Annotated in this window: 26 protein-coding genes; 12 read left to right on the plus strand and 14 right to left on the minus strand. The window is 29.6% G+C overall.

The genetic code is table 11. From position 1 onward, the window contains the following. Window positions 1-418: 418 nt before the first annotated feature. The 8 genes from MR875_09755 to MR875_09790 all read right to left on the minus strand — a co-directional run bounded on the left by MR875_09755 (window position 419) and on the right by MR875_09790 (window position 6,920). A complete protein-coding gene (locus MR875_09755; GenBank protein ID MCI6995121.1) occupies window positions 419-739 on the minus strand; it encodes a hypothetical protein in 321 nt (106 codons plus the stop codon). Window positions 740-951: 212 nt separating this feature from the next. Further along, entirely contained in the window at window positions 952-1,623 is a 672-nt protein-coding gene (locus MR875_09760; protein MCI6995122.1) for a phosphate uptake regulator PhoU, read from the minus strand. 25 nt (window positions 1,624-1,648) lie between these two features. Next, complete coding sequence (gene pstB / locus MR875_09765) at window positions 1,649-2,401, minus strand: phosphate ABC transporter ATP-binding protein PstB (GenBank protein ID MCI6995123.1); 753 nt, start codon at window positions 2,399-2,401, stop codon at window positions 1,649-1,651. 21 nt (window positions 2,402-2,422) lie between these two features. Next, window positions 2,423-3,274, minus strand: a complete 852-nt coding sequence (pstA, locus tag MR875_09770; GenBank protein ID MCI6995124.1) for a phosphate ABC transporter permease PstA — start codon at window positions 3,272-3,274, stop codon at window positions 2,423-2,425. 21 nt (window positions 3,275-3,295) lie between these two features. After that, window positions 3,296-4,171, minus strand: coding sequence for a phosphate ABC transporter permease subunit PstC (gene pstC / locus MR875_09775; protein MCI6995125.1), 876 nt, complete (start codon window positions 4,169-4,171; stop codon window positions 3,296-3,298). Window positions 4,172-4,267: 96 nt separating this feature from the next. Further along, window positions 4,268-5,083 carry a phosphate ABC transporter substrate-binding protein gene (locus MR875_09780; GenBank protein ID MCI6995126.1) on the minus strand — a complete coding sequence of 272 codons (816 nt, stop codon included), beginning with the start codon at window positions 5,081-5,083 and terminating at the stop codon, window positions 4,268-4,270. Between the two features lie 477 nt (window positions 5,084-5,560). Beyond that, window positions 5,561-6,025, minus strand: a complete 465-nt coding sequence (locus tag MR875_09785; GenBank protein MCI6995127.1) for a hypothetical protein — start codon at window positions 6,023-6,025, stop codon at window positions 5,561-5,563. 10 nt (window positions 6,026-6,035) lie between these two features. After that, window positions 6,036-6,920: a DUF3100 domain-containing protein gene (locus MR875_09790; protein MCI6995128.1), complete on the minus strand. Its 885-nt coding sequence runs from the start codon at window positions 6,918-6,920 to the stop codon at window positions 6,036-6,038. 749 nt (window positions 6,921-7,669) lie between these two features. On the opposite strand from MR875_09790, the gene MR875_09795 reads away from it, so the two are divergent. The 6 genes from MR875_09795 to MR875_09820 all read left to right on the plus strand — a co-directional run bounded on the left by MR875_09795 (window position 7,670) and on the right by MR875_09820 (window position 12,587). Further along, entirely contained in the window at window positions 7,670-8,557 is an 888-nt protein-coding gene (locus tag MR875_09795) for a winged helix-turn-helix transcriptional regulator (GenBank protein ID MCI6995129.1), read from the plus strand. 468 nt (window positions 8,558-9,025) lie between these two features. Beyond that, window positions 9,026-9,289, plus strand: a complete 264-nt coding sequence (locus tag MR875_09800; protein MCI6995130.1) for a winged helix-turn-helix domain-containing protein — start codon at window positions 9,026-9,028, stop codon at window positions 9,287-9,289. A gap of 701 nt (window positions 9,290-9,990) precedes the next feature. Beyond that, the gene (locus MR875_09805) at window positions 9,991-10,788 is read left to right on the plus strand and encodes an SseB family protein (protein MCI6995131.1); all 798 of its coding nucleotides are present in this window, start codon (window positions 9,991-9,993) and stop codon (window positions 10,786-10,788) included. Window positions 10,789-10,839: 51 nt separating this feature from the next. Continuing rightward, window positions 10,840-11,148 (plus strand): hypothetical protein, encoded by a 309-nt coding sequence (locus MR875_09810; GenBank protein ID MCI6995132.1) that lies wholly within the window; start codon window positions 10,840-10,842, stop codon window positions 11,146-11,148. A 206-nt stretch (window positions 11,149-11,354) separates the two neighbouring features. Beyond that, the gene (locus tag MR875_09815) at window positions 11,355-11,771 is read left to right on the plus strand and encodes a DUF4268 domain-containing protein (GenBank protein MCI6995133.1); all 417 of its coding nucleotides are present in this window, start codon (window positions 11,355-11,357) and stop codon (window positions 11,769-11,771) included. Window positions 11,772-11,843: 72 nt separating this feature from the next. Next, window positions 11,844-12,587 carry a hypothetical protein gene (locus MR875_09820; protein ID MCI6995134.1) on the plus strand — a complete coding sequence of 248 codons (744 nt, stop codon included), beginning with the start codon at window positions 11,844-11,846 and terminating at the stop codon, window positions 12,585-12,587. On the opposite strand, the gene MR875_09825 is transcribed toward MR875_09820, so the two are convergent. After that, on the minus strand, window positions 12,580-13,017 hold the full coding sequence (locus tag MR875_09825) for a hypothetical protein (protein MCI6995135.1): 438 nt from the start codon (window positions 13,015-13,017) through the stop codon (window positions 12,580-12,582). The genes MR875_09820 and MR875_09825 overlap by 8 nt on opposite strands. Window positions 13,018-13,105: 88 nt before the next feature. Further along, window positions 13,106-13,534, minus strand: coding sequence for a hypothetical protein (locus MR875_09830; GenBank protein ID MCI6995136.1), 429 nt, complete (start codon window positions 13,532-13,534; stop codon window positions 13,106-13,108). A 118-nt stretch (window positions 13,535-13,652) separates the two neighbouring features. Between MR875_09830 and MR875_09835 the strand changes: the two genes are divergently transcribed. Both MR875_09835 and MR875_09840 read left to right on the plus strand, forming a co-directional pair. Then, a complete protein-coding gene (locus MR875_09835) occupies window positions 13,653-13,946 on the plus strand; it encodes a nucleotide pyrophosphohydrolase (protein ID MCI6995137.1) in 294 nt (97 codons plus the stop codon). Between the two features lie 15 nt (window positions 13,947-13,961). After that, window positions 13,962-14,303: a hypothetical protein gene (locus tag MR875_09840; GenBank protein ID MCI6995138.1), complete on the plus strand. Its 342-nt coding sequence runs from the start codon at window positions 13,962-13,964 to the stop codon at window positions 14,301-14,303. 166 nt (window positions 14,304-14,469) lie between these two features. Here MR875_09840 and MR875_09845 read toward each other — a convergent pair whose 3' ends face one another. The 4 genes from MR875_09845 to MR875_09860 all read right to left on the minus strand — a co-directional run bounded on the left by MR875_09845 (window position 14,470) and on the right by MR875_09860 (window position 17,011). Further along, complete coding sequence (locus tag MR875_09845) at window positions 14,470-14,901, minus strand: hypothetical protein (GenBank protein ID MCI6995139.1); 432 nt, start codon at window positions 14,899-14,901, stop codon at window positions 14,470-14,472. A gap of 131 nt (window positions 14,902-15,032) precedes the next feature. Beyond that, window positions 15,033-15,335, minus strand: coding sequence for a hypothetical protein (locus tag MR875_09850; GenBank protein ID MCI6995140.1), 303 nt, complete (start codon window positions 15,333-15,335; stop codon window positions 15,033-15,035). Window positions 15,336-15,485: 150 nt separating this feature from the next. Then, on the minus strand, window positions 15,486-15,671 hold the full coding sequence (locus tag MR875_09855) for a hypothetical protein (GenBank protein ID MCI6995141.1): 186 nt from the start codon (window positions 15,669-15,671) through the stop codon (window positions 15,486-15,488). A gap of 488 nt (window positions 15,672-16,159) precedes the next feature. Further along, complete coding sequence (locus MR875_09860) at window positions 16,160-17,011, minus strand: hypothetical protein (GenBank protein ID MCI6995142.1); 852 nt, start codon at window positions 17,009-17,011, stop codon at window positions 16,160-16,162. A gap of 97 nt (window positions 17,012-17,108) precedes the next feature. Between MR875_09860 and MR875_09865 the strand changes: the two genes are divergently transcribed. From MR875_09865 to MR875_09880, 4 genes are all read left to right on the plus strand, one after another. Then, on the plus strand, window positions 17,109-18,593 hold the full coding sequence (locus tag MR875_09865) for a DUF2779 domain-containing protein (protein ID MCI6995143.1): 1,485 nt from the start codon (window positions 17,109-17,111) through the stop codon (window positions 18,591-18,593). Between the two features lie 193 nt (window positions 18,594-18,786). Then, complete coding sequence (locus MR875_09870; GenBank protein ID MCI6995144.1) at window positions 18,787-19,419, plus strand: hypothetical protein; 633 nt, start codon at window positions 18,787-18,789, stop codon at window positions 19,417-19,419. Window positions 19,420-19,443: 24 nt separating this feature from the next. Then, window positions 19,444-19,896, plus strand: a complete 453-nt coding sequence (locus MR875_09875; protein ID MCI6995145.1) for a hypothetical protein — start codon at window positions 19,444-19,446, stop codon at window positions 19,894-19,896. Window positions 19,897-20,433: 537 nt separating this feature from the next. Further along, window positions 20,434-20,721 (plus strand): hypothetical protein, encoded by a 288-nt coding sequence (locus MR875_09880; GenBank protein MCI6995146.1) that lies wholly within the window; start codon window positions 20,434-20,436, stop codon window positions 20,719-20,721. Window positions 20,722-20,938: the final 217 nt, after the last annotated feature.

Below are 20,938 nucleotides of genomic sequence, written 5' to 3' on the forward strand. Positions count from 1 at the left end.
CAAAAAACAATGCCAAAATCAAGGAAACGAACATTCAAGACCAAACGAGGTGTTTTAAAACGAATATATCGCAGAGATTTAATTTGAAACCAAAATCGAAAAAACGATTTTGAAAATCAACAAAGTTTTTGAAAGAGTCTAATGGGCTTATTCGAAGTGCTCCAAAAATTTTATAATTGTCAAAAAATAAATTTTTTATCAGAGTTTAGTAGTTCAAATCGATAAGGTTGCGAACTATATCATACGTTTTATACGAATTGTTTTAAAGTTCGTAACCTCTTGCCTGCATAATACTCGATGTTAATGTTGAGAAATTCAATAGCTACTTTTTTTGTTTTCATTTCCTTAGATGATATTGACTTAACGGCAGTGATTTTGGAAATCAAATATGATTTTGGACTGAGATATATGAAGCGTTTCAGAATGTGAGTTTTGAATAGCTAATGGCATCTGTCTTTCTTTTTGCAGTTTTTGTTATTTCTTCATGATAGAAATAATTTACAACAATTGGAGGTTCATCAAAAGGTTGTATGATAGAGTCATTATCCCTAAGATACAGCAATCCTTGATTTTCGCAGTATTCCTTAATTTCATTATTCAGGCTCTTCCAATAGCTCCTATCTTTTTTATTATATGTCAAATCATATAATGGAAATAAATCAGGGTACTTTTCTTTAATATAATTTAAGATGGTTGATTTATACTCGCCCCTCAAGTTTAAATTTTCAAGCCAAATCAAATTGCAATAATCTTTTGTCTTGTTAATAATGGATGGAACATTGGTAATTTCGGGAATCGCAATAATTTTAATATTTATATCAAACTTATATGCATTCCTAATTTGAATCTTGATTATAACTGTTGGCAGTTTTGAAATTTTAGTAATGAAATATAAAAAATATTTAAGTGAATGAAAGATTTATACTCACTAGAAATAAAATTATTCAAAATTCAATCATCAATACTTGGTCTTCTCAATGTTAACATGAATATTGTTCTAGATCCTATGCTAACTGATTTATCTGCAATTCTCTCAAAGTATCTGGCCAGAAAAATAACATCAACAAAATAGGGAATCAACTCATTATTTTTAATCATATTTTCGGTAACTTCATTTAAAATTGAGTCATACATCTCATCGATTCTATCATCATCAATAGGTAATTCTTTTGCTTTATCCAAATCCTGATTTGAAAATACAAAGAACGATTTTTTTAATATAATCAAGGTATAATCTCCCATATACTCCAATTCTTTAAGAATTTTTTCAGGAATGTCTGCACATTGAATGTTTTTAATTAATTTAGCAATTTTTAAACATATATGAGAAATTCTTTTAAAATGGCTTATTACCCGAAGTGTTGATTCGATAAACATCAAATCCTTAGCTAAGGGCTGTTCTGTAGCCATGAATTTAATACATTCTCTTTCTAAATCAATTGTTTTAATATCTATTGTAGTAGAACATTCTTCAATATTTTCAAAATCTGTTTCATCATAGTTTTCAAGCAATCTGACAACAGTTCCAGTTAATTTAATGGTTAAATTTCCTAATTCTTCATAACCTTCTTTAATATTGTTAATTCTATTTTGAAATGTGATGCTTGGAGATTTTTCATTCATTATTATACCCCCTTAATTTAATTTATTATCCGAACCTTCCGGTTATATATTCTTCTGTTTTTTGTTCTTTTGGACTTACAAATATCTGTTCTGTCCTTCCACTTTCAATAATCTCTCCATTTAAGAAAAAGGAAGTGTAATCTGAAACTCTTGATGCCTGTTGCATATTATGCGTTACAATAATGATTGTGTAACCTTTTTTAAGTTCATGAATCAAATCCTCAATTTTTAATGTTGAAATTGGATCTAGAGCAGAACAGGGTTCATCCATTAAAATAACTTCAGGATTATTGGCTATCGTCCTTGCAATACATAATCTTTGTTGTTGACCTCCAGATAATCCCATTGCGGATTTATCAAGTTTATCTTTAACTTCATCCCAAATTGCTGCTGATTTTAAACTTTCCTCAACTCTTTGTTTTATAAAATCTTCATCTTCTTCTCCATGAATTCTTAAACCATAAGCTACATTTTCAAAAATGGATTTTGGAAAAGGATTGGGTTTTTGAAAAACCATTCCTACTTTTCTTCTCAAATCCACAACATCCATTTCAGGAGCATAAACATCTTCATCATCAAGAAGGAGAGTTCCATCACATTTAAATGCTGGTATTAAATCATTCATCCTATTAATTGACCTTAAAAAAGTTGATTTGCCACAACCTGATGGACCGATTAATGCAGTGACTGTGTTTTCAGCTACTTTAAAATTTATGTCTTTAAGAATATGAGCATCTCCGAAATAAGTATTTAAATGCTCAACAGTAATTTTTTCCATAATTAAATCTCCTTACTTTATTTATTTTCCCATCATTTTATTTTGATATCTTTCTGTGAAATAATTAGTTAAAAATGTAATAATCAATACAATAATCACTAGAACGGCTGCAGTTCCAAAGGCATTAGGTAAAGAAATGCCTTCAGTTGCTAAAATATACAAATGAAGCGGCAATGGCCTACCCGGATCGAGTATTGAAATTGGCATGGTAATGGATGAGCCTACAGCATACATTACAGCGGCTGCTTCAGAAATTGCTCTTGTCATTCCCAATATAATTCCAGTGACAATTCCGGAAAGTGCTGCAGGCAGGACAACTTTATAAATGGTCTGCCATTTTGTAGCGCCCAATCCATAACTTCCTTCTGTATATATGCTTGGCACTGAGCGTATAGATACTTCTGAAACTTGAAATATTGTTGGAATCCCCATAATAGCTAAAACTAAACTGGCTGAAAATATGGACCATCCCAAATTTAAAAATATGACAAAAAAAGATAATCCAAACAAACCATACACTATTGAAGGAATTGAAGCTAATATTTCGGCTCCAAAACGTATTATCCTAGTTAATTTTCCATCATTTGCATATTCCACCATATAAATAGCAGCACCTACTCCCAATGGAGTGGATATTAAAACTGAAAGCAAAGTTACATATAAACTTGATACGATTATTGGAAATATCCCGCCTGATGCACCCTGATTTTCAACTTGACCGAAAATAAATTCTAAATTTATTACCGGAAGGCCCTTAATTAAAATATATGCTAAAATAATTACCAGAATTGTTAATGTAATAATTCCTGAAAGTAGAAATATTGAATTCATTATTTTTTGAGAAATTTTTGCAGATATAAAATTAAAATTCATTTTTCATACCTCCTTTTGTATTCATAATGTTCCTCCACCAATATCCATACTGTATTTCCTTTGAATATGATTTGCAATAATTAACAATGAAATAATTACTATAAACAGCACGACTGCAGTAGCAAATAAAGCATTATAATGAATGCCGATTGCATAATTCATTTCCAATGCGATATTTGAGGTCAAAGTTCTAGCAGGACTTAAAATCGATGCTGGTATTTTTGCAACATTGCCTATGACCATTAGTACAGCCAATGTTTCACCCACAGCCCTGCCCATTCCTAAAATAATTGAGGTAATAATGCCCGGCAGTGCTGATGGAAAAACAACTCTACGAATTGTTTGCCAGTTTGTTGCTCCTAAACCTAAAGATGCTTCTTTGTAGTCCTGCGGAACTGCTCTTAATGAATCATAAGAAACCGAAATTATAGTCGGCAAAATCATGATGGACAATATGATTGCTGCAGTAAGTATGCCGAAGCCAGTTCCCCCAAATTGAGATCTTATAAATGGGACTAATAAAATTAGACCAAAAAATCCATAAACAACAGAAGGGATTCCAGATAATGTTTGAATAACGGGTTTTAAAAACTTTCTAACTTTACTGCTTGCAACTTCTGCCATAAATATTGCGCATGAAAGAGATAAAGGAACTGACATTAAAAGTGCAATGAATGTAACATATAATGATCCAATTATCATTGCAAAAACACCAAATTGCCCTTCATTTGGCGCCCAGATATTTCCAAATAAAAATTGGGCGATTCCATATTCCTGTATTGCAGGGAAAGCCTCGATAAATATAAAACTTATTATAAGTAAAATCACCAAACAAGAGAATAATGCAATAATAAACAATGATTTCTCTATTATTGTTTCAGATGTAAGTTTAGACATGTTAAATCCCTCCAGTATAAAAAAATTAAGAATAAAAAAATATAATGAAAACATTAGTTATCATATTTATTTTTTAAATTCCTGTTGTCGGGTTATTTATTTTGATTTGATAATTTTTTCTCCTTTTAAAACATTATCTGCTTCAGTGCTATTTATCCAGTCGATAAAGTCTTTTAAATCACCTGATGGTTCTCCTTTAACAAGGAATAAAAATGGTCTTTTTAATTCATAAGAACCGTCTGCGATACTTTCAGTGCTTGGAGCTACTCCTTCGATACTTAAAGATTTCACATCATCAGACATGTGTGCGAATGAAATAAAACCAATAGCGTTTTCATCTTGTTTGACAGATTGTTTTACAGCTTCAGTTGAACTTTGAACAATGGCATCACTTTTGATTTTTGTATTTCCCATTACAATACTTTTAAATGCATCTAAAGTACCTGATCCCTCTTCACGGACTATAACATGGATTTTACCATCATTTCCACCAACTTCTTTCCAGTTGGTGATTTTTCCGGAAAATATGTCTTTTAATTGGGTACTAGTTAAATCTGATACATCATTATTTCTGTTAACAGCTAATACAATTCCATCCTGACCAAGTTCATATTCTTTTAATCCTTCTTTTTCATTATCGTCCAATTCTTTTGAACTTGTACCAATTTCTGCACTTCCTTCATGGACACTTTTAATGCCTACGCTAGATCCTCCACCTTGAACATTAATGTTTGCATTGGGGTGAGTAATTTTATATTCTTCTACTAGTTTTTCAGCTACCGGTTGTACAGATGTGGAACCTACTATATCAATTCTTTCGGAGCTTCCAAATCCTGAAAATAGTAAAATTCCACTCATAATGATTAACACGGTTGCAATAACAATAACTGCAATTCTATGGTTCTTTTTCATTTATTTTGCCTCTTTGTAATTGATTAAATGTAGGATCTGATTTTCTCCTACAATTTGAAAGTCTTTTTTTACATTATTTAAGTGTTACTATTTAGTGAAATAAAATTCACATAATGTGAATAATAAATGATGGGGCATGTAATAAAAAAATAAAAAAATACCTAAAAAATGAACAGATTTTTTGCTGAAGAAAAAATAAGCATCATTTGAAAAGTAACTTCGCGGTAATTTTCTTTTTTCCAAAATTAACATGATTTGTAATTTATCAATTGTATACTCAACATGAATGTGAACATTAAATTTCCCAGGTATTCTGCGATATTAATTAACCTGAACAATTTCAGCTTATGATGGATGACTCCTCAATGCTAACAGCAAAATGGATGATGATACCAAACATCACAATCCAAAGCCAATTGAGTTTTAGAGTTGTTTTCATATATTAAAAATGAATGCCAGACTGAAACACACCGCTCACTAAAATAACATATCTACCATTGCATATCCCATATAAGAAGATAAAATAACTAATATTGTAAATATAATCACGCGCAATCTGTCTTCTTTAAACTCAGTTTCATTTCCGATCAGGCCAATTCCAACATACCCTATAAAAACTGTACCTATTGATAAAATTTCAATTTGAGACACATAATATAAAACAAAATGTGAAGTAGGCATTGCGGGAAATGCTACAATAATGCCTATTATAATAATAAAGATAATTGATGGAATTTTAATTGGTAATTTTCGTTCTAAAAAAACGCTTAAAAGGACAATAGATGATAAAATCACTATTCCAACTAAAGAATCTGATATGGGATGTTTATAACCCGCACAATTACCAATTACTGTGATAATTGAAAATATGGTTAAAAGCAAAATCCAATTTAAAATGCCCTCTGATGTCATTTCAGTTATTTCATCGATTAAATCAGACATTCATTCTTCCTCATTTTTGGTTTATATCTTTTCTTCCGATTTTTGGTTCTAAAATTGTATATAATTTTTCAGTGAATGGCAGAGCCAAAAACATGACGATATATATTCCCACAGAAAAGGACAACAAATTACTGAATCCTGCAAATGCTTCAATTTGAGTTTCTAAACCTGGAAATGCCGCAAGTGTGGGTCCAAGAGAAGCAGCATTCATACTTGCACTGCCTACTCCACTTGCCATTGCAAATGCAAAAGGATGTAATGGTAGAATTGAAACACTAATACTTGTTAAAAAACTAATGAATACAGTTCCAATTATTGTTCCGACTATGAATAGTGCAAATATCCCTCTTGCTTCAGGAGAATTAAATCCATACTTGTCAACAACAACTGCAACTTCAGGTTCACGGCCAATGGAATTTGTCAAGCCAATTGATTCTCGTTTAAATCCTAAAAGTAAGGCTACAGGAAGTGCGATTAAAATTGTTGCAAGGTGCCCTAACTCCTGTAACATTAATGCAGGCCCCATTTCCAATAATAAATGTATTGATTGACCGCTGGATATTGCTAATTTTGCGATTAAAATTCCAATGAAAAGCATCATGGCACCTTCAGCAATTCTGGATTGTTTTCTTTGGATCCATTTTATTGGTTTTGCAAGGTAGAATATTAAGCCTAAAATCATTGTGTATAACAAGGGCATTACTGAAACTGTAACCCCTTTTGTAGGGGTTATTTCAATTGGACCGATATACATTGCAACAATTGTCAAAAAAAGCACAGTTAAATGTAGGCCATAATCTCGCCACGGATTTCTTTTTAAAACACGTTTATCTGTCTTTTCCCGGTAGGGATGTTGAATTTTTCTTGAATTGTCTTTATTTATAATAGTGTCCACCTTCACTTTACACAACATGCTAATTAAAATAGTCATTTAAAAAATAGGTATATAAATTAATATCATTTAACTCTCAAAATTTCATAGAATATGAATTAAAAGCACCTATTTTATCCATATTAAGCAAGATAATTCAGATTTTGTGCATTAAAAATGAATTTTATGATCAAATAGATTATGAATTGGATAAAATTAACTTCACTATGAGGTGGAAATTTCCTTTTGAATATTATATATTGTGATATAAATATTAAGTAATAGCAATTTTTTTTATCTTAACATTAATGGACGTTTTTGAATAGTGGTCTGATTTTAAACTAAGATATAATAAAGTATTTTTTTGAGAATGATTTTAAGGAGTATTTGTGATGAATATTGCCTATGATTCTTCCTATTTCTTATTCAAGACATATTAAAACTCTTACATTTTTTTGTTTCATTTAAATATATTTTTCATTATTTTCTATTCTCATTATTGGAATTGTTAAATTTATTAATATTTTTTTCAATTAATTTGATTCACTTTTTATGAATGAAAATTCACATTTTAGCAAAGTTTAAATAAGTCTAAAATCATTGTTTTAATTAAGGAATATGAAAATATTTGCATTCAAAAAATCTGGATTATCCTAAAGATGAATAATGCATATTAATTAAATTAAATGAGGAATGGATATTGAGTATATAAAATACAGATAAAACAGTCACTGTTTATTTAATTTTTTATTTTAAATATTGGAGAGGATTTTATGGCACGGAGTGATAAAACATTAGAAGATATCTTGGATGTTATTTTTTATGATAAACCCTCTACTCAAGATGAAATTGCAGATAAATTAAGAATTAGCCGTAGATATGTTACTCAGTTACTTAAACCATTGATTGAAGAAGACATTGTCAAAAGGGCATATGTCATTGATTTAAATAAATATGATGAAAAATATGGTTCTTCAAATCCAATTTTTAACATCAAACAGCATTCCGCCTTTTTCTTAATTGAAAACATGTTAGGCAGCATGAGCGGACATGTTAAGGAACAGGTCCAGATGTCTTTTGATGCTATTTTAAATAATGATAAGAAATTAGCAGAAGAAGCTTTAAAATTAGATTTTACCACTAATAACATGTATGAAAAAGTTCGTTCCTCTGTTGAAACTGTTGTTGATGTTGATCCTCATTCCAAACTTTCTAAAATCTTGTTATTCAGCGAGGCAGCATACAATTACGAGCGCATTGGGGATTATTCAGGCCATATTGCTAAATTTGTTATCAATGAGAAGTCCCCCGTTGATGATGAACTTTTAAAGATATTAAAAAAAATGCATAAATATTCACAAAGGTCTATTTCATATGCAACTGATGCTTTTATTAAAGGCAGTATAGAATTACGCGGAGATTTGATGGATACGGAAGAAAAAATTCATGAAACCCAACAGAAAGCCATGAATCTCATCGCTAATCAGATGGTTGAAACTTCTTTTGATGATGTTGAAATGTCGAATTATTATATTTACATATCTCGTGTGGTGAAATCATTCGAAAGAATGGGTGATATCTCAGTGGAAATTATGGATTTGGCTCTTGAATTCCATAAGGATATTCCAAGACCCACTACTCCACGTTCGTTTAGAGAATAATTTATTGAAGTTAAAGCAATATTACAATATCAAAAATTGCATTAATTTTTAAATTTTCAACATTTCAAAAAAATTTAATTACAACAATGAAAGTTGATGTGGTGATGGTAAAATGAGTATGAAAAATTTATTTCATTGATCAGCTTGCAGAGGGTGCTGGTGTGATATTGGCTTCTCCGATTTACTTCGGACATTGACGGAAAAGCAGCAATCATAGATCATGCTTATCCTGATGAGGATATTTACAAACCACATGTTGAATTATTGGAAAACCAGCCATTTAAAATGAACACTGAATTGGAATTCATTGAATCATTAATAGCTCCTGGCGTTAAATTCATAGGTGATGTGGATGAACATGAGGAGTATCTTGAAAAGGCTTATGAAATAGGCCAGAAATTTTAAACCTAATTTAAACACAACCTATATATAATATTTTTTAATATATTATATATAGGGAGTGTTAGATTGGATGATGAAACATTAAAGAAATATGCTTATGTAAACATTTCAAGCTACAGAAAAAAAGCAGTAAAATCCTTGAATGATGATATGAAAATCCCAACACAGCTTGCAGCAGATACTGGAATTAGAAGAAACCATATCTCCAAAGTACTACGTGAACTTAAGGAAAAGGGTGTTGTAGAATGCATCAACGAGGAAGCAAAAAGGGGAAGACTTTATCGTCTGACCAAAGTCGGTGAGGATATTGCCGATAAAATTGATGATTGAAATTTCTATTTTTAAAAAGGTTTGATTGATTAATCTATGTTAAAATAAATATTGTTTTGATTACTTTTAATCAAATGAAAGTAAATAAAAAATAATTTAATTAGTCAATGTCTTTATTGAAGAGAAGAATACTCTACAATATCCCAGTAAGACATGTTTCATCTGGAGATTATCCTAAGATAACTCTCTTGTAGGTTATTTTATGGAATGTCATATAATAAATATAATTATCTTTTATTTTAATTGAGCAATTGAATAATTTTTCTAGGCAAAAACCTCACAAAAAGGAGAATTTTTAAAAATCCATCATTGAAAATAATAATGTTCAATTGCTCGAAAAGAGGTGAAATTTAAGTGTTATACTCCAGATATTATTCTAACAATTTGGAGTATATTAAAATAATATGTTCCAAATAGAGTATAAAGAACTCCAAAAATTCACCTCCAGAGGAAAAAATGAAGGAATGTTATAACATTTATTTGAATTGCAGATTAAATAATTGACAATCAAAATCATGTGTATCAACTTCCATTGATTATTATTTTTGAGGTTTTTATAAGTTAACTATTCTTTGAATTGATATTTAAGGCTTGTTGAAGCTATTTTAAAAAATTGAAGTCCAAAAATCATATTATTTAAATTTTATACACAATATTAATATAATAACGAACAATACAATATTAATTAGATTGGTGGAATTATGGATTTGATGAACAATTCAAAACTTGAAGAACTGATAAAAAGATTTAATGCAGAACCGAACAGCCAGACACAGAATGAATTCCTAAGTGAACTTGTACGCTCACAGTTGTTTTTAACTGTTGTTATGAGTGAAGAAATGTTTGATGAAATCAAGAAATTTGAAGCAGGTGAAGTTCAAACATTTGATGAGGAAGTGGGATTCAGCATCAACTACCTGACAGGTGAAGGCGGCAAAAAGGCAGTGCCACTTTTTACAGACGCCAAACTCATGGATGAAACAGATATTGAAAGCTCTGCTATTGTTCTTCAAATGAGTCATCTTGCAGGCATGCTAAAACAGTCAAATGGAAAATATTCAGATATCCTGATAAATCCATTCACCGGTTTGGAAATAGGAATGCCCGTTGATGTGTTCATAAGCCTGTTTGAAGTGAATCACAATGAAGACTTGACAAATATGATTCTGGATCTTTTACATGAAAGCTCAGTTGAACTTGAAAAGGAAACAGTATTCTTCTCAAGAAGCGACAGCGATCACATGAAACAGAGTGCAGTTGATGGGGTTTTCACACCAAAATTGCCGTTTAATGTAAGTTCAAGGGATAGTGAAGAGGATTTGAAGTATTTGAATATTCTGATGATGCCTGAATCTTCAAAGATATTGGACATTGGTGATGAACTGTCAAAGTATTTCCTGGACATTTTCATTGCACCTGGAAGTGAATTCGAGTTTGTTGAGGATATTGATGAGTTTACTTCAGTTTGGAAATGTGTCAGGCAGCCGTTTTACGATTGATTCGAAATTATTTTAAGTTATATTTTATATAATATTTTTTGAGGATTTACTATGCAATTAGGTAATTTACAAAGAGTAAGGGATTTGCGTTCTGTTTGGAAAAATGAAGCTTATGATTTTACAAAATGGCTTGCAAAAGAAGAAAATTTAGCTATTTTAAGTAATGAAATTGGTATTGAAATGGAACTTATTGATACTGAGGTATCTACAGGTTCTTTTAGTGTTGATATTCTTGCTGTAGAATCAGGCAGTGATAATAAGATTGTAATTGAAAATCAGCTTGAAAAAACAGATCATGATCATTTGGGAAAAATTATTACTTATGCATCAGGGCATGATGCTAAAACAATTATCTGGTAGTTAAAGATGTTAGAGAAGAGCATCGTCAAGCTGTTGATTGGTTAAATGAACATACAGACAGTGAAATTAACATATTTTTATGTAGAATAGAATTATGGAAAATTGATGACTCAAAATTAGCTCCAAAATTTCAGATTGTTTCAAGTCCTAATAATTGGTCTAAAATAATTAGAATAACTGGTAATGATAAGTATTCAGCTACTCAAATGTTACAGTATAATTATTGGGAACAGTTAACCTATGAAATTGATGAAAATTTCCCTGAATTAATTTCTCATAGTCCATATCCTCAAAATTATTACAATTTATCTTTAGAAAAACATTTAGCTCATGTTTCTTTAGTTATCAATACAGTTAAAAAAAGATTAACAACACAACTTTGGATTGATGATGATAAAGAGTTATTTGATTTTTTATATGAATATAAAAATGATATTGAAGATGAAATTGGTTTTGAGTTAACCTGGGAAAGATTGGATAACAAAAAAGCTTCACGTATTGATATCTATAAAAATTTTGATGTTAAAAAGAATAAGAATTGGGATGAAGCTATTAAATGGCATTTGGAGATGGCTTGCAAATTCCAGAATGCATTCAATGACAAATTGAAACAATATGAATAAATTAACAGTTGAGTTATTAATAAATTAAAAATAATTTATATATCTTTTTTCATAAAGTATTACTAGAGAATTATGAATACTAAAAAATTAATTATTATTGCATTGATAGCAGTCATTTTTGTTCTGGGAGGTTTAATTGCATATACAGTATTCACTCAAAATCAGGTTGAATACCAGACAATTGCAATAAGCAATGCAACAACAATGGAAGTGCCGGTTTCTGAAAATTCCACTTTTTTTAATGATTCACTTGGAATCAAGTATTATCAGGATGAAAAGAGTGGTGTTCAGGTAATCAGCTGGAACGGTCAGGAACAGGCATCAACTGATGGTGCTCAAAAGATAGGAACTCAGTTTGAAAAACAGAAGGTAAATACAACACAGACATTTGAGGACGGCGTTCCGGTATATGAAAATAAGAAACTGGGATGCTTTATTATTGAAGTCAAGAATGCAACAACAAACGACAACATAATAATCGTTGCAAAAGACAAGGATGTTGCATTGCACATGCTTAAAAGCATCAAGTTTGGAGTAAGTAACATTACAAATGCCGCTCAGGTGCAGCCATATACAGGATCTTCAGGAAGTGGAAGTCATTCAGGTGATGACAACAATACAGTTGTTGTTTTCTATCCTTGGTATATTGATGATACTGATTATGACTCATATGACTATTCTTATGATTCAGGATACAGTGACAGCGGTAGTTATGATGATTCCAGTTATGATTATGATGATGAGTCTGATTATGATGATTATGATGATACTGACTACTCAGAAGATGATTATGAAAGTGAGGATGATTTTAATTAACTTTTAATCCTCTTTTTTCTATTTTTTCTTTAATTGAATCATCTTTGGTTTTTAATTCCAATTTTACTTTGAATTTATTATCTGATTTTTTCAATTCTAGTTTTTCAATATCTGATTTGAATTCAGTGAAAAACTCCATAAAATCATTGGCTTTAATAGATCCTTCAGCTTTGATGATTGTTTCTTTTACTGTTTCTTCTTTCTGGATTAGATATTCACTTAAAAAATTGTTGCAGGTAAAAATATCTGCAATATAATAGTTATTTGAAAGTATATCCTGGTTTAATAAATCGTTTTCAATAAGCAATTTGATTTTTAAATCCGCTTCCTTTTCACTTTCAAAATAACTGAAAAGATCTTCTTTTGTAAATTCAACACCAAAACCGAATTTGTCGATTAGATTGTTTAAGTCATTTGCAAGGTCATTCATTTTAAACACTAGTTATTATTTTATAAAAAAAGCTATTTAAATTTTGATTTAAATAAAAAAAGTAAAAATAATCCAGTTTGGTAATGGATTATATCTCCAAAGGTTCAAAATCATTCTCTTTGTTGAATTCTTTTAAGTCATCATATAACTCTTTGGCTTTGGACATGTCATTGTCATCATTATGATCGATAACCCAATTGGTACCGATGATGCTTATAGTATAATTGTCACCGTCGATTTCAACAGCTTCCCTTACACCGGAATTATTGTTTGTTTTATCAACAAAAAGATATATGTTGTCTTCTATTTCAGAGATTCCATAATCAGTTCCGTTTTCATATAATAAATTTGTATCGTTCCAACTGCTGATTACAACAGCAACATCACTGTCGGATGTGCTGACAAACCCGTCACCTGCAGCAGTGTAGCCGTCAGGTGCAGTGATACTCGGAACCGCACAGACAACACCAATGCATGCAACTAAAATTATCAAACCTATAATTAATTTTTTTAACATATTAAACACCTTATATAAGTTTAGGTTTATTTATTTGATTTTAAATAATTTATTATCAGTAAATTGAATTTTACATTTTTAGAAATAAGTAAATATTGATAAAAAAATATCATAGATTATGGATGAATTAAGGGATGAAATAATTAAATTTCAAAAGGAAAGAGACTGGAAAAAGTTTCACACACCTGAAAACCTCGCAAAATCAATATCAATCGAAGCAGCAGAACTTCTCGAACACTTTCAATGGGGAAAAGAATATGATATTGATGAAGTTGCAGATGAACTTGCAGATGTGCTGAATTATTGCATTTTGATGGCAGATGCACTTGATTTGGATGTTAAAGAGATTGTTTTAAATAAGATGGAAAAGAATGCTTTGAAATATCCTGTTATTAATAATTTAAAAGAATAATAGTAAGGTGAAAAGATGTCTGATATTAAAGAAATTCGTATTTTACCAATGTCAAATAGTGATGTTGTTAGTCCAACATATGATGATGCAATTGATTTTTCATTGAATAAACTAATAACTCAAAATAACTGTTGTTTTTATTTCAAAAGTAAATTTAATTTCATTGGCAAAACTTTGATTTTATTCCAATATGAAGGTAAACTAATTGGGAAAGGAATATTCATTGATATTTCAGAAGAAAGTAATGGTGAATATTCAGGTTATTATTTAGTAGATAAAGATTCAATTCAGGTTTTTAATAAAAATATTTATCTCAATGATTTAAATGAATATGTTCCTGTTAATAAACTTTATTAAAGTTAATATTGTATCTAAAATAATCATAATGTTCTTTTACATCATCGCACACCGATAATTCTTTAAATTTTAATTTATAAAATGTCCGCAGCAATTGGATTAGTGTAAAATGCAGCTAGAATTTTCCTAGTTTCATAAGGTAACAAATCATGAAACAGCCTTCCAATTAAATCGTTTCTACTAATTCCGGTTTTACTAATTGAAAAACGGCTATAATTTCATTTAGAGAATTTAAAATATTATTATTTTCAGGTAATCTTGAAATAATGTCAATTTGATAAATAGATTTATAATCTATATTAGTTATATTCTTAAATTGTAATTTTAAACTATTTAAGGTATCTAATTCTTTTAATTCTGGAATTCTACCGGATTTTTTACTAAAAACGTGATAAAATAACATTTGATTAACTAGTAAATAACTTATTAAGTTTAAAACCATATCTTGAACTTCATCTTCCTTTTTTAATTCAGATAAAGCCATAAATAAGTCTAATTTTCCAGTTATCAAATCCATCAAATTAGCCAAATCATTTGCATTTAATCTCTTTAAAGTAGATTTAATCGAGTTTATAGATTCAGAAATAGCTTTAACCACTAATTAACATCGACCAAATCCGTTTTTCTATTGAACAATTAAATTATTTAATTCATCAAATAAGTCTTTAGGAGAAACATCTTTTGAATCATTTAAATAGTCCGTAGATGAAAAAGTATTAGTTATAGTAGTTAAAGCTTTATATTTAAATCTTCAACATTTTCTGTTCTAATTTCATTCGGATAATTAATTACTATAACATTATGAGTATCGTTATCTTTAGCATATTTTAAAGCTTGAGCTAATCCTTGTATTATCTTTTCTTGAGGATTACCAATTTTAACTTCAATAATATATTTTTTCCCGTCTTTCATTGCAATAATATCTAATTGTCCTTCTACATCTCGAATTTCGGAGGCGCTATTAAACCCCAATTCTTTTAAATATCCATCTAAAGGAGGATACAAACTCCTTTCAGTTATTCTAGCAGTCATATTAATCCAGAATAATTATTAATAATTTTAAATCAACTTAATATAAATTATATACTTAATTAAATATATGAATTAAAAAATTAATAAACTTATAGAAAAAAATAATTAAAAAATAAAAAATAATTAATATAAAAATCTCAAAAAAAGCAGTTAATAAACTTCTTTAAGAACCATCTCACCTTTTTCAGTTACCCTAAACAATCTTCCATTTTCTGCATCATAACTGACAAATTCTATTACTCCTAGCTCTATTAAGTTTTTAATATTACTATAAAAGAAATTCCTGCTCATACAGTTTCTAAAATCCTTACAGAGAATATCTTCAATGTCCTCCATATTCCACTTCTCACGCCTAATCTGTTTATTCCATTTATAGATTTGAGAGCAAGTCTCTTTTGAGATTAGATCATTTTCTAGACAATATTTTATATCGTCGGATGACTCTACTAGACAAAAATAATCCGTAAGAGAATAAAATCCATATTTTTGAACTCTATTCCTTTTAGGAATTGAAAGCAAATATTTTTAGCTTCGTATCTGGAACTAGTCCACCTTAGCCCAGATTTATCATCTTTGTCTGTAAAATCAACGATATTTTCATGAACCTAATGCAATAGATGTTTATCATTTTTACGAATCATATATTCGAGCTCTTAAATTTGAAATTTTAATATTTAATTATTGTTTGATTAAACGGAGTATATAAAAAAATAGAGAGAGAATTTGGTAAGTAATAAATTAAAGAAATTACAAAAATAAAAGATATTTTAATATGATATTATATTAAGTAATTAATCCTCTTCTTTAATTTTTGAAAATAATAATTATAATTCTTTCATTAAATAATTATTAACCTTCTTTAACCTATTTTTAAACCATTCATCATAATTTTCACTTTTATTTAATGTAGGATTTTCAAAATAAGAGTTTAAAAGTTCAAGTTCAGATTCAAAGTCACCAATCTTCTCATAACAATAACATAATCTTTGATAGAATCGATTAAGTTTATATTTGCCTGAAATTATGTCTAAATAATGGGAGATGGCCATTTCATAATTTTCATGTTTTTCATATATTCTCCCAATTTCCTCAAGACGATAAACTTCTTCATGAATCTCGAATGCATTTCTGCTTTGCACTTTTATGACTTCATCTCTTTCTTTTATTCTATCTGCATGAATCTTAGGTGACTTGAATGATTTATCAAGTTCAAAATATTCAATCCATTTTTGGACTTCTTTATCTTCAACAGGGAATTTTTCAAGTGCAATTCTTAATTTATTCAAAAACCAGTAATATTGATATCCATCGAGATAGATATTACTTAAAAATAGTTCACGTATGACATCTAAGGTTAATTCATAATTTTTTATTTTGGTTGAAATGATAACTAGTTGTCTGTGGGGGTACCAGTCATTTTCGAAATAGGAGTTTTTTGTTAGATATTTGAAATATAGTATTGCATCATCAAATCTTTTTTCTTTGCTTAAGATCATGCCTCTCTTTTTTAATATATATTTCCTTTTGATATTTTCAATATCTGTCAGATTTTCATCATATTCGTAGAATATGAATGGTGAATCCAAGTCAATTTCAAGACTGATCATTGAAATTTCATAGTCAAATTCCTTTTTTACTCCTAAACTTTTTGCAATTGTTGGTCCTCTTGATGTCATAAAATCATCTAATTATTATTTTATCACATCAATTATAAATAATTTAGATACAATATTATTATACGGAAACATAATGATGATTTTATGGAGTCATATCATGAATAAAACATTTTTATCTAAATCAAGATATTGTCAATGCGTACAGTGTGAAAAGATTCTCTGGTTAAATGAATACTGCTCAAATGGTTCAGCAGTTGAGGATAATGAAGCTATTTTTGAAACCGGGCGAAAAGTGGGCGAACTTGCAAAAGGACTATTTGGTGATTATGAGGATGTCAAATATGATAAAAGAAGCAATATGATTAAAAAAACAGATGATTTGCTTCAAAACAAGCCAAATATCATAACTGAAGCATCATTTAGTTTTGATAATAATTTCTGCAGTGTTGATATTCTAAAGAATGATGTTGATGGTGTGGAAATATATGAAGTTAAAAGCTCTACTAAAGTCAAGGATATTTACATTGATGATGTCGCATACCAGTATTTCGTCTTGTCCAATGTAGGATTAAATGTAAAAAAAGCATGTATTGTCTATATAAACAATGAATATGTCAGAAACGGGGATTTGGATATGACCCAATTGTTTAAGATTGATGATCTGACTGCTGAGGTTCTAGAAAAACAGGATGAAATCAGAAACAATATTTACATGATCAATGAGCTGATGGAAACATATGATGAAAACAATGAACCTGTTAAGGAAATAGGAAGATTCTGTTTTGATCCATATTTATGTGATTTCTGGGACTATTGTACAAGGGATTTACCGAAACCTAACGTTTTTGACATTAGTGGAATGCAGACCAAATCTAAATTCAAACAGTATAATGAGGGTAATATTTCATTTGAAGATTTGGCAAATGAAAAACTCAATAAAAAATACTTGGAGCAGATTGATTTTGAATTAAACGACAGGGAACCTAAAATTGTAAATGAAGCAGTAAAAGATGTACTGGACTCTCTTAATTATCCATTGTATTTCATTGACTATGAAAGCTGCAATTTTGCAATTCCAGAATTTGATGGAACAAAACCCTATCAGCAAATCCCTTTCCAGTACTCCTTGCATATCATCAATGAGAATGGTGAAGTTGAACATAGGGAATTTTTGGCAGAAGCCGATGATACAAACATCATTAGGCACTTTGCAGAAAGCATGATTGAAGACATGCCTGAAGACGGCAGTGTCATTGTCTATAACAAAGCGTTTGAAGCTACCCGTAATAAGGAAATTGGAAAAATGTATCCTGATTTAAATGATGAAATGGAAAGATTCAACAGTAATATGGTTGATTTGATGATTCCATTTAGAAATAGGGATTACTATACAAAAGAAATGAAAGGATCTTATTCAATCAAATATGTGCTGCCTGCATTGTATCCGAATGACCCTGATTTGGATTACACTCAATTATCCGGAGTACATAATGGTGGTGAAGCATCAAATGCATTCCTAAATCTGAAAAATCAAACACTTGAAGAACAACAAAAGACTAGAAATGATTTGCTTAAATATTGTGAACTTGACACTTGGGCTATGGTAAAAATATGGGAAAAATTCAAAGAAGTGTTAATCTAAAAGGTAGTTTATTTGAATTTAATTATTTTATAATTCAATAGTGACATATTAGTTAAAATATTTAAACATTTGATTGTACCTCTTTTCTTGATAATAAAATTTCCAAAACATTTATAAACTACATTATACTAACACTTTATACACACTATTATTAAATTGTGTCTACTTTGATAATTTTAAAGGATTGATAAAAATGACTGTAAAAGAATTATTGAAGGAATGTGATTTTTCATACTTCCTCAAAGATTACAAGGAATTGCTTATAAAGTGTGATGAAGTATTAAAAATTGATGATAAAAATCCCATTGCCTTAAACTACAAAGCGATTGCATATTACTACTTGGGTATGTATGATTTTGCTTTAAATCTGTTAAACAAAACTCAGAAACTATATCCTGAAAACTACTATACATTAAACAACAAGGCTCTTGTTTTCATTGCTTTAAAAGAATATGAAAAAGCTCTGGAGTGCTGCAACAGAGGTCTTGAAATCGAGGACTTTGACTGGCTTGAAACAAACAAGATTAAAGCATTATTGTATCTTGACAGGGTGGATGAAGCCAAAAAATTCTACAATTCACTGGAATGTCATGAATCAACATTTGTGGAACTGCTCTTTGAATGCAATAAATTCAGTGAGGTCATTGATTATTATCTGAAAAATCCATCTGTACTGATTCCAATGGATATGGCAAATGCACTTGAAGAGGCTGAGCTTAAGCTGCTTGCAGATTATTATAATGGGAAGCTAAAGGAAAATCCTACAGATATTGAAGTCATTGATAGGCTAAAAACATTAATGGTAAAGTATGACCTTGATATATAACCTAACTGGGATGGCGAGTTTTATATGTCATGGATCTATCGCATTGGTTATAAAAACGATACAGAGACATGTCCGAAGTGCGGATCAAAACTGATTCCTATTATATATGGATTTCCAAATGAAATATTGATGGAACAGTATAAAGCAGGTGAAGTTGAACTTGGAGGATGTGTGATTTCTTCTGATGATGATAATATGCACTGTCCAAACTGCAAAAGCAGTTTCAGACTCGAACCACTTAATGCTGATGCTACCGGTCCATTATATTCATACATTTACTCAATATTCTATGATGTAATCAGGATCATATCAAATGAAGAGGAGTGTTGTCTTACTAAAAAAATCAGACAGGAAACCGGATATCTTGATGACAATGAGTATGAAGCACTAATCATACAGTTAATGTCAATGGGATATATTTATGAACCTGTTGAAGGGTATGTTAAACTGGTTAACAGCAGAGAAACTTATGATTGACTTGGCATATACAGAATACATGTAGGTGCAGTAAATATGGTAAAAAAAATATCCAATGGATTTTGATGAATTAGAAAAAAGAGTAACTGAACTGCTTTTTGAAGTTGCAGGAGATGAAAGAAAATAGAATGTTCTTTGCTTTATTGACGAGCTTCGCGATGACTACAAAAAAGACTGTAAAAACTTCATTAAAAACCTATATGATGATGTCTGCTTTATCTATGATTCACCTGATATCTATGGGGAAAACTGTAAGGATGCATTTTGTGATGACAGGCTTAAGGCAACATCAGTAAGCACATTATATATGTTGTATAGTGATGACGGCTACATTAAAAAAGCCTAATTCACTATTTTTTTAATTATTTTAATATAATAAAATTGTTATAATACTAAAATATTGATTTAAAATACTTATTTTTACATTTAACAAATCATAAATAGTTAATTTTATATTTTAAAAATACAATACTTAATATTGTAGTTTTCAGCTGAAAAATTTGGATTTTATACGATTTAAAACTAAATTTTGATATTATGACAACAAGATTGGAACTTTTTAGAAAACGAATGGAGCCTTCAGAAAAATTGTATACAAGTGAAATTTTAGATTTCACTGAGAAATTCGATGAATTGGGTGAAATGACATTAATAGAAGATCCTGACATAGATACACAGGAGTACATCTACCAATTTGAAAAATTAAATGGAACTACTGAAGAAGCCTTGGATAAAATTCTTATTGAAATATGCAATCATATGGATAAGTTCACTAAGAATAATGGAATTGAACAATTTGATCAATATGTTTGTATTTGGATTTAAAGAGTGATTTAGTATGAATATCTCAAAATATCTCCAATACCATTATATCTGTTGACTTTAAAACTTTTAATGTTTCAATGATGCCATTAGATACATGAAAAGAATATTCAGCCATCTGAAATTCGAATAAAAACTATTTTTTTTAAACTCACAAAAAATTGCACTGAACTCATGAAATTATAATAAATATTACTTTTCAAATGCTCTTGGATTAATT

Origin of the sequence: Methanobrevibacter sp. (assembly GCA_022775905.1) — an archaeon.
Taxonomy (GTDB): domain Archaea; phylum Methanobacteriota; class Methanobacteria; order Methanobacteriales; family Methanobacteriaceae; genus Methanocatella.

What these genes read in the sequence shown, in the direction of transcription:
- pstC (MCI6995125.1), bottom strand. Translation starts at nt 4,171, where the DNA reads ATGTCTAAACTTACATCTGAAACAATAATAGAGAAATCATTGTTTATT.
- MR875_09835 (MCI6995137.1), top strand. Translation starts at nt 13,653, where the DNA reads ATGGATGAATTAAGGGATGAAATAATTAAATTTCAAAAGGAAAGAGAC.
- MR875_09865 (MCI6995143.1), top strand. Translation starts at nt 17,109, where the DNA reads ATGAATAAAACATTTTTATCTAAATCAAGATATTGTCAATGCGTACAG.
- MR875_09780 (MCI6995126.1), bottom strand. Translation starts at nt 5,083, where the DNA reads ATGAAAAAGAACCATAGAATTGCAGTTATTGTTATTGCAACCGTGTTA.
- MR875_09880 (MCI6995146.1), top strand. Translation starts at nt 20,434, where the DNA reads ATGACAACAAGATTGGAACTTTTTAGAAAACGAATGGAGCCTTCAGAA.
- MR875_09795 (MCI6995129.1), top strand. Translation starts at nt 7,670, where the DNA reads ATGGCACGGAGTGATAAAACATTAGAAGATATCTTGGATGTTATTTTT.
- MR875_09850 (MCI6995140.1), bottom strand. Translation starts at nt 15,335, where the DNA reads ATGACTGCTAGAATAACTGAAAGGAGTTTGTATCCTCCTTTAGATGGA.
- MR875_09805 (MCI6995131.1), top strand. Translation starts at nt 9,991, where the DNA reads ATGGATTTGATGAACAATTCAAAACTTGAAGAACTGATAAAAAGATTT.
- MR875_09860 (MCI6995142.1), bottom strand. Translation starts at nt 17,011, where the DNA reads ATGACATCAAGAGGACCAACAATTGCAAAAAGTTTAGGAGTAAAAAAG.
- MR875_09855 (MCI6995141.1), bottom strand. Translation starts at nt 15,671, where the DNA reads ATGGAGGACATTGAAGATATTCTCTGTAAGGATTTTAGAAACTGTATG.
- MR875_09840 (MCI6995138.1), top strand. Translation starts at nt 13,962, where the DNA reads ATGTCTGATATTAAAGAAATTCGTATTTTACCAATGTCAAATAGTGAT.
- MR875_09825 (MCI6995135.1), bottom strand. Translation starts at nt 13,017, where the DNA reads ATGAATGACCTTGCAAATGACTTAAACAATCTAATCGACAAATTCGGT.
- MR875_09870 (MCI6995144.1), top strand. Translation starts at nt 18,787, where the DNA reads ATGACTGTAAAAGAATTATTGAAGGAATGTGATTTTTCATACTTCCTC.
- MR875_09820 (MCI6995134.1), top strand. Translation starts at nt 11,844, where the DNA reads ATGAATACTAAAAAATTAATTATTATTGCATTGATAGCAGTCATTTTT.
- MR875_09875 (MCI6995145.1), top strand. Translation starts at nt 19,444, where the DNA reads ATGTCATGGATCTATCGCATTGGTTATAAAAACGATACAGAGACATGT.
- MR875_09785 (MCI6995127.1), bottom strand. Translation starts at nt 6,025, where the DNA reads ATGTCTGATTTAATCGATGAAATAACTGAAATGACATCAGAGGGCATT.
- pstA (MCI6995124.1), bottom strand. Translation starts at nt 3,274, where the DNA reads ATGAATTTTAATTTTATATCTGCAAAAATTTCTCAAAAAATAATGAAT.
- MR875_09810 (MCI6995132.1), top strand. Translation starts at nt 10,840, where the DNA reads ATGCAATTAGGTAATTTACAAAGAGTAAGGGATTTGCGTTCTGTTTGG.
- MR875_09760 (MCI6995122.1), bottom strand. Translation starts at nt 1,623, where the DNA reads ATGAATGAAAAATCTCCAAGCATCACATTTCAAAATAGAATTAACAAT.
- MR875_09815 (MCI6995133.1), top strand. Translation starts at nt 11,355, where the DNA reads ATGTTACAGTATAATTATTGGGAACAGTTAACCTATGAAATTGATGAA.
- MR875_09830 (MCI6995136.1), bottom strand. Translation starts at nt 13,534, where the DNA reads ATGTTAAAAAAATTAATTATAGGTTTGATAATTTTAGTTGCATGCATT.
- pstB (MCI6995123.1), bottom strand. Translation starts at nt 2,401, where the DNA reads ATGGAAAAAATTACTGTTGAGCATTTAAATACTTATTTCGGAGATGCT.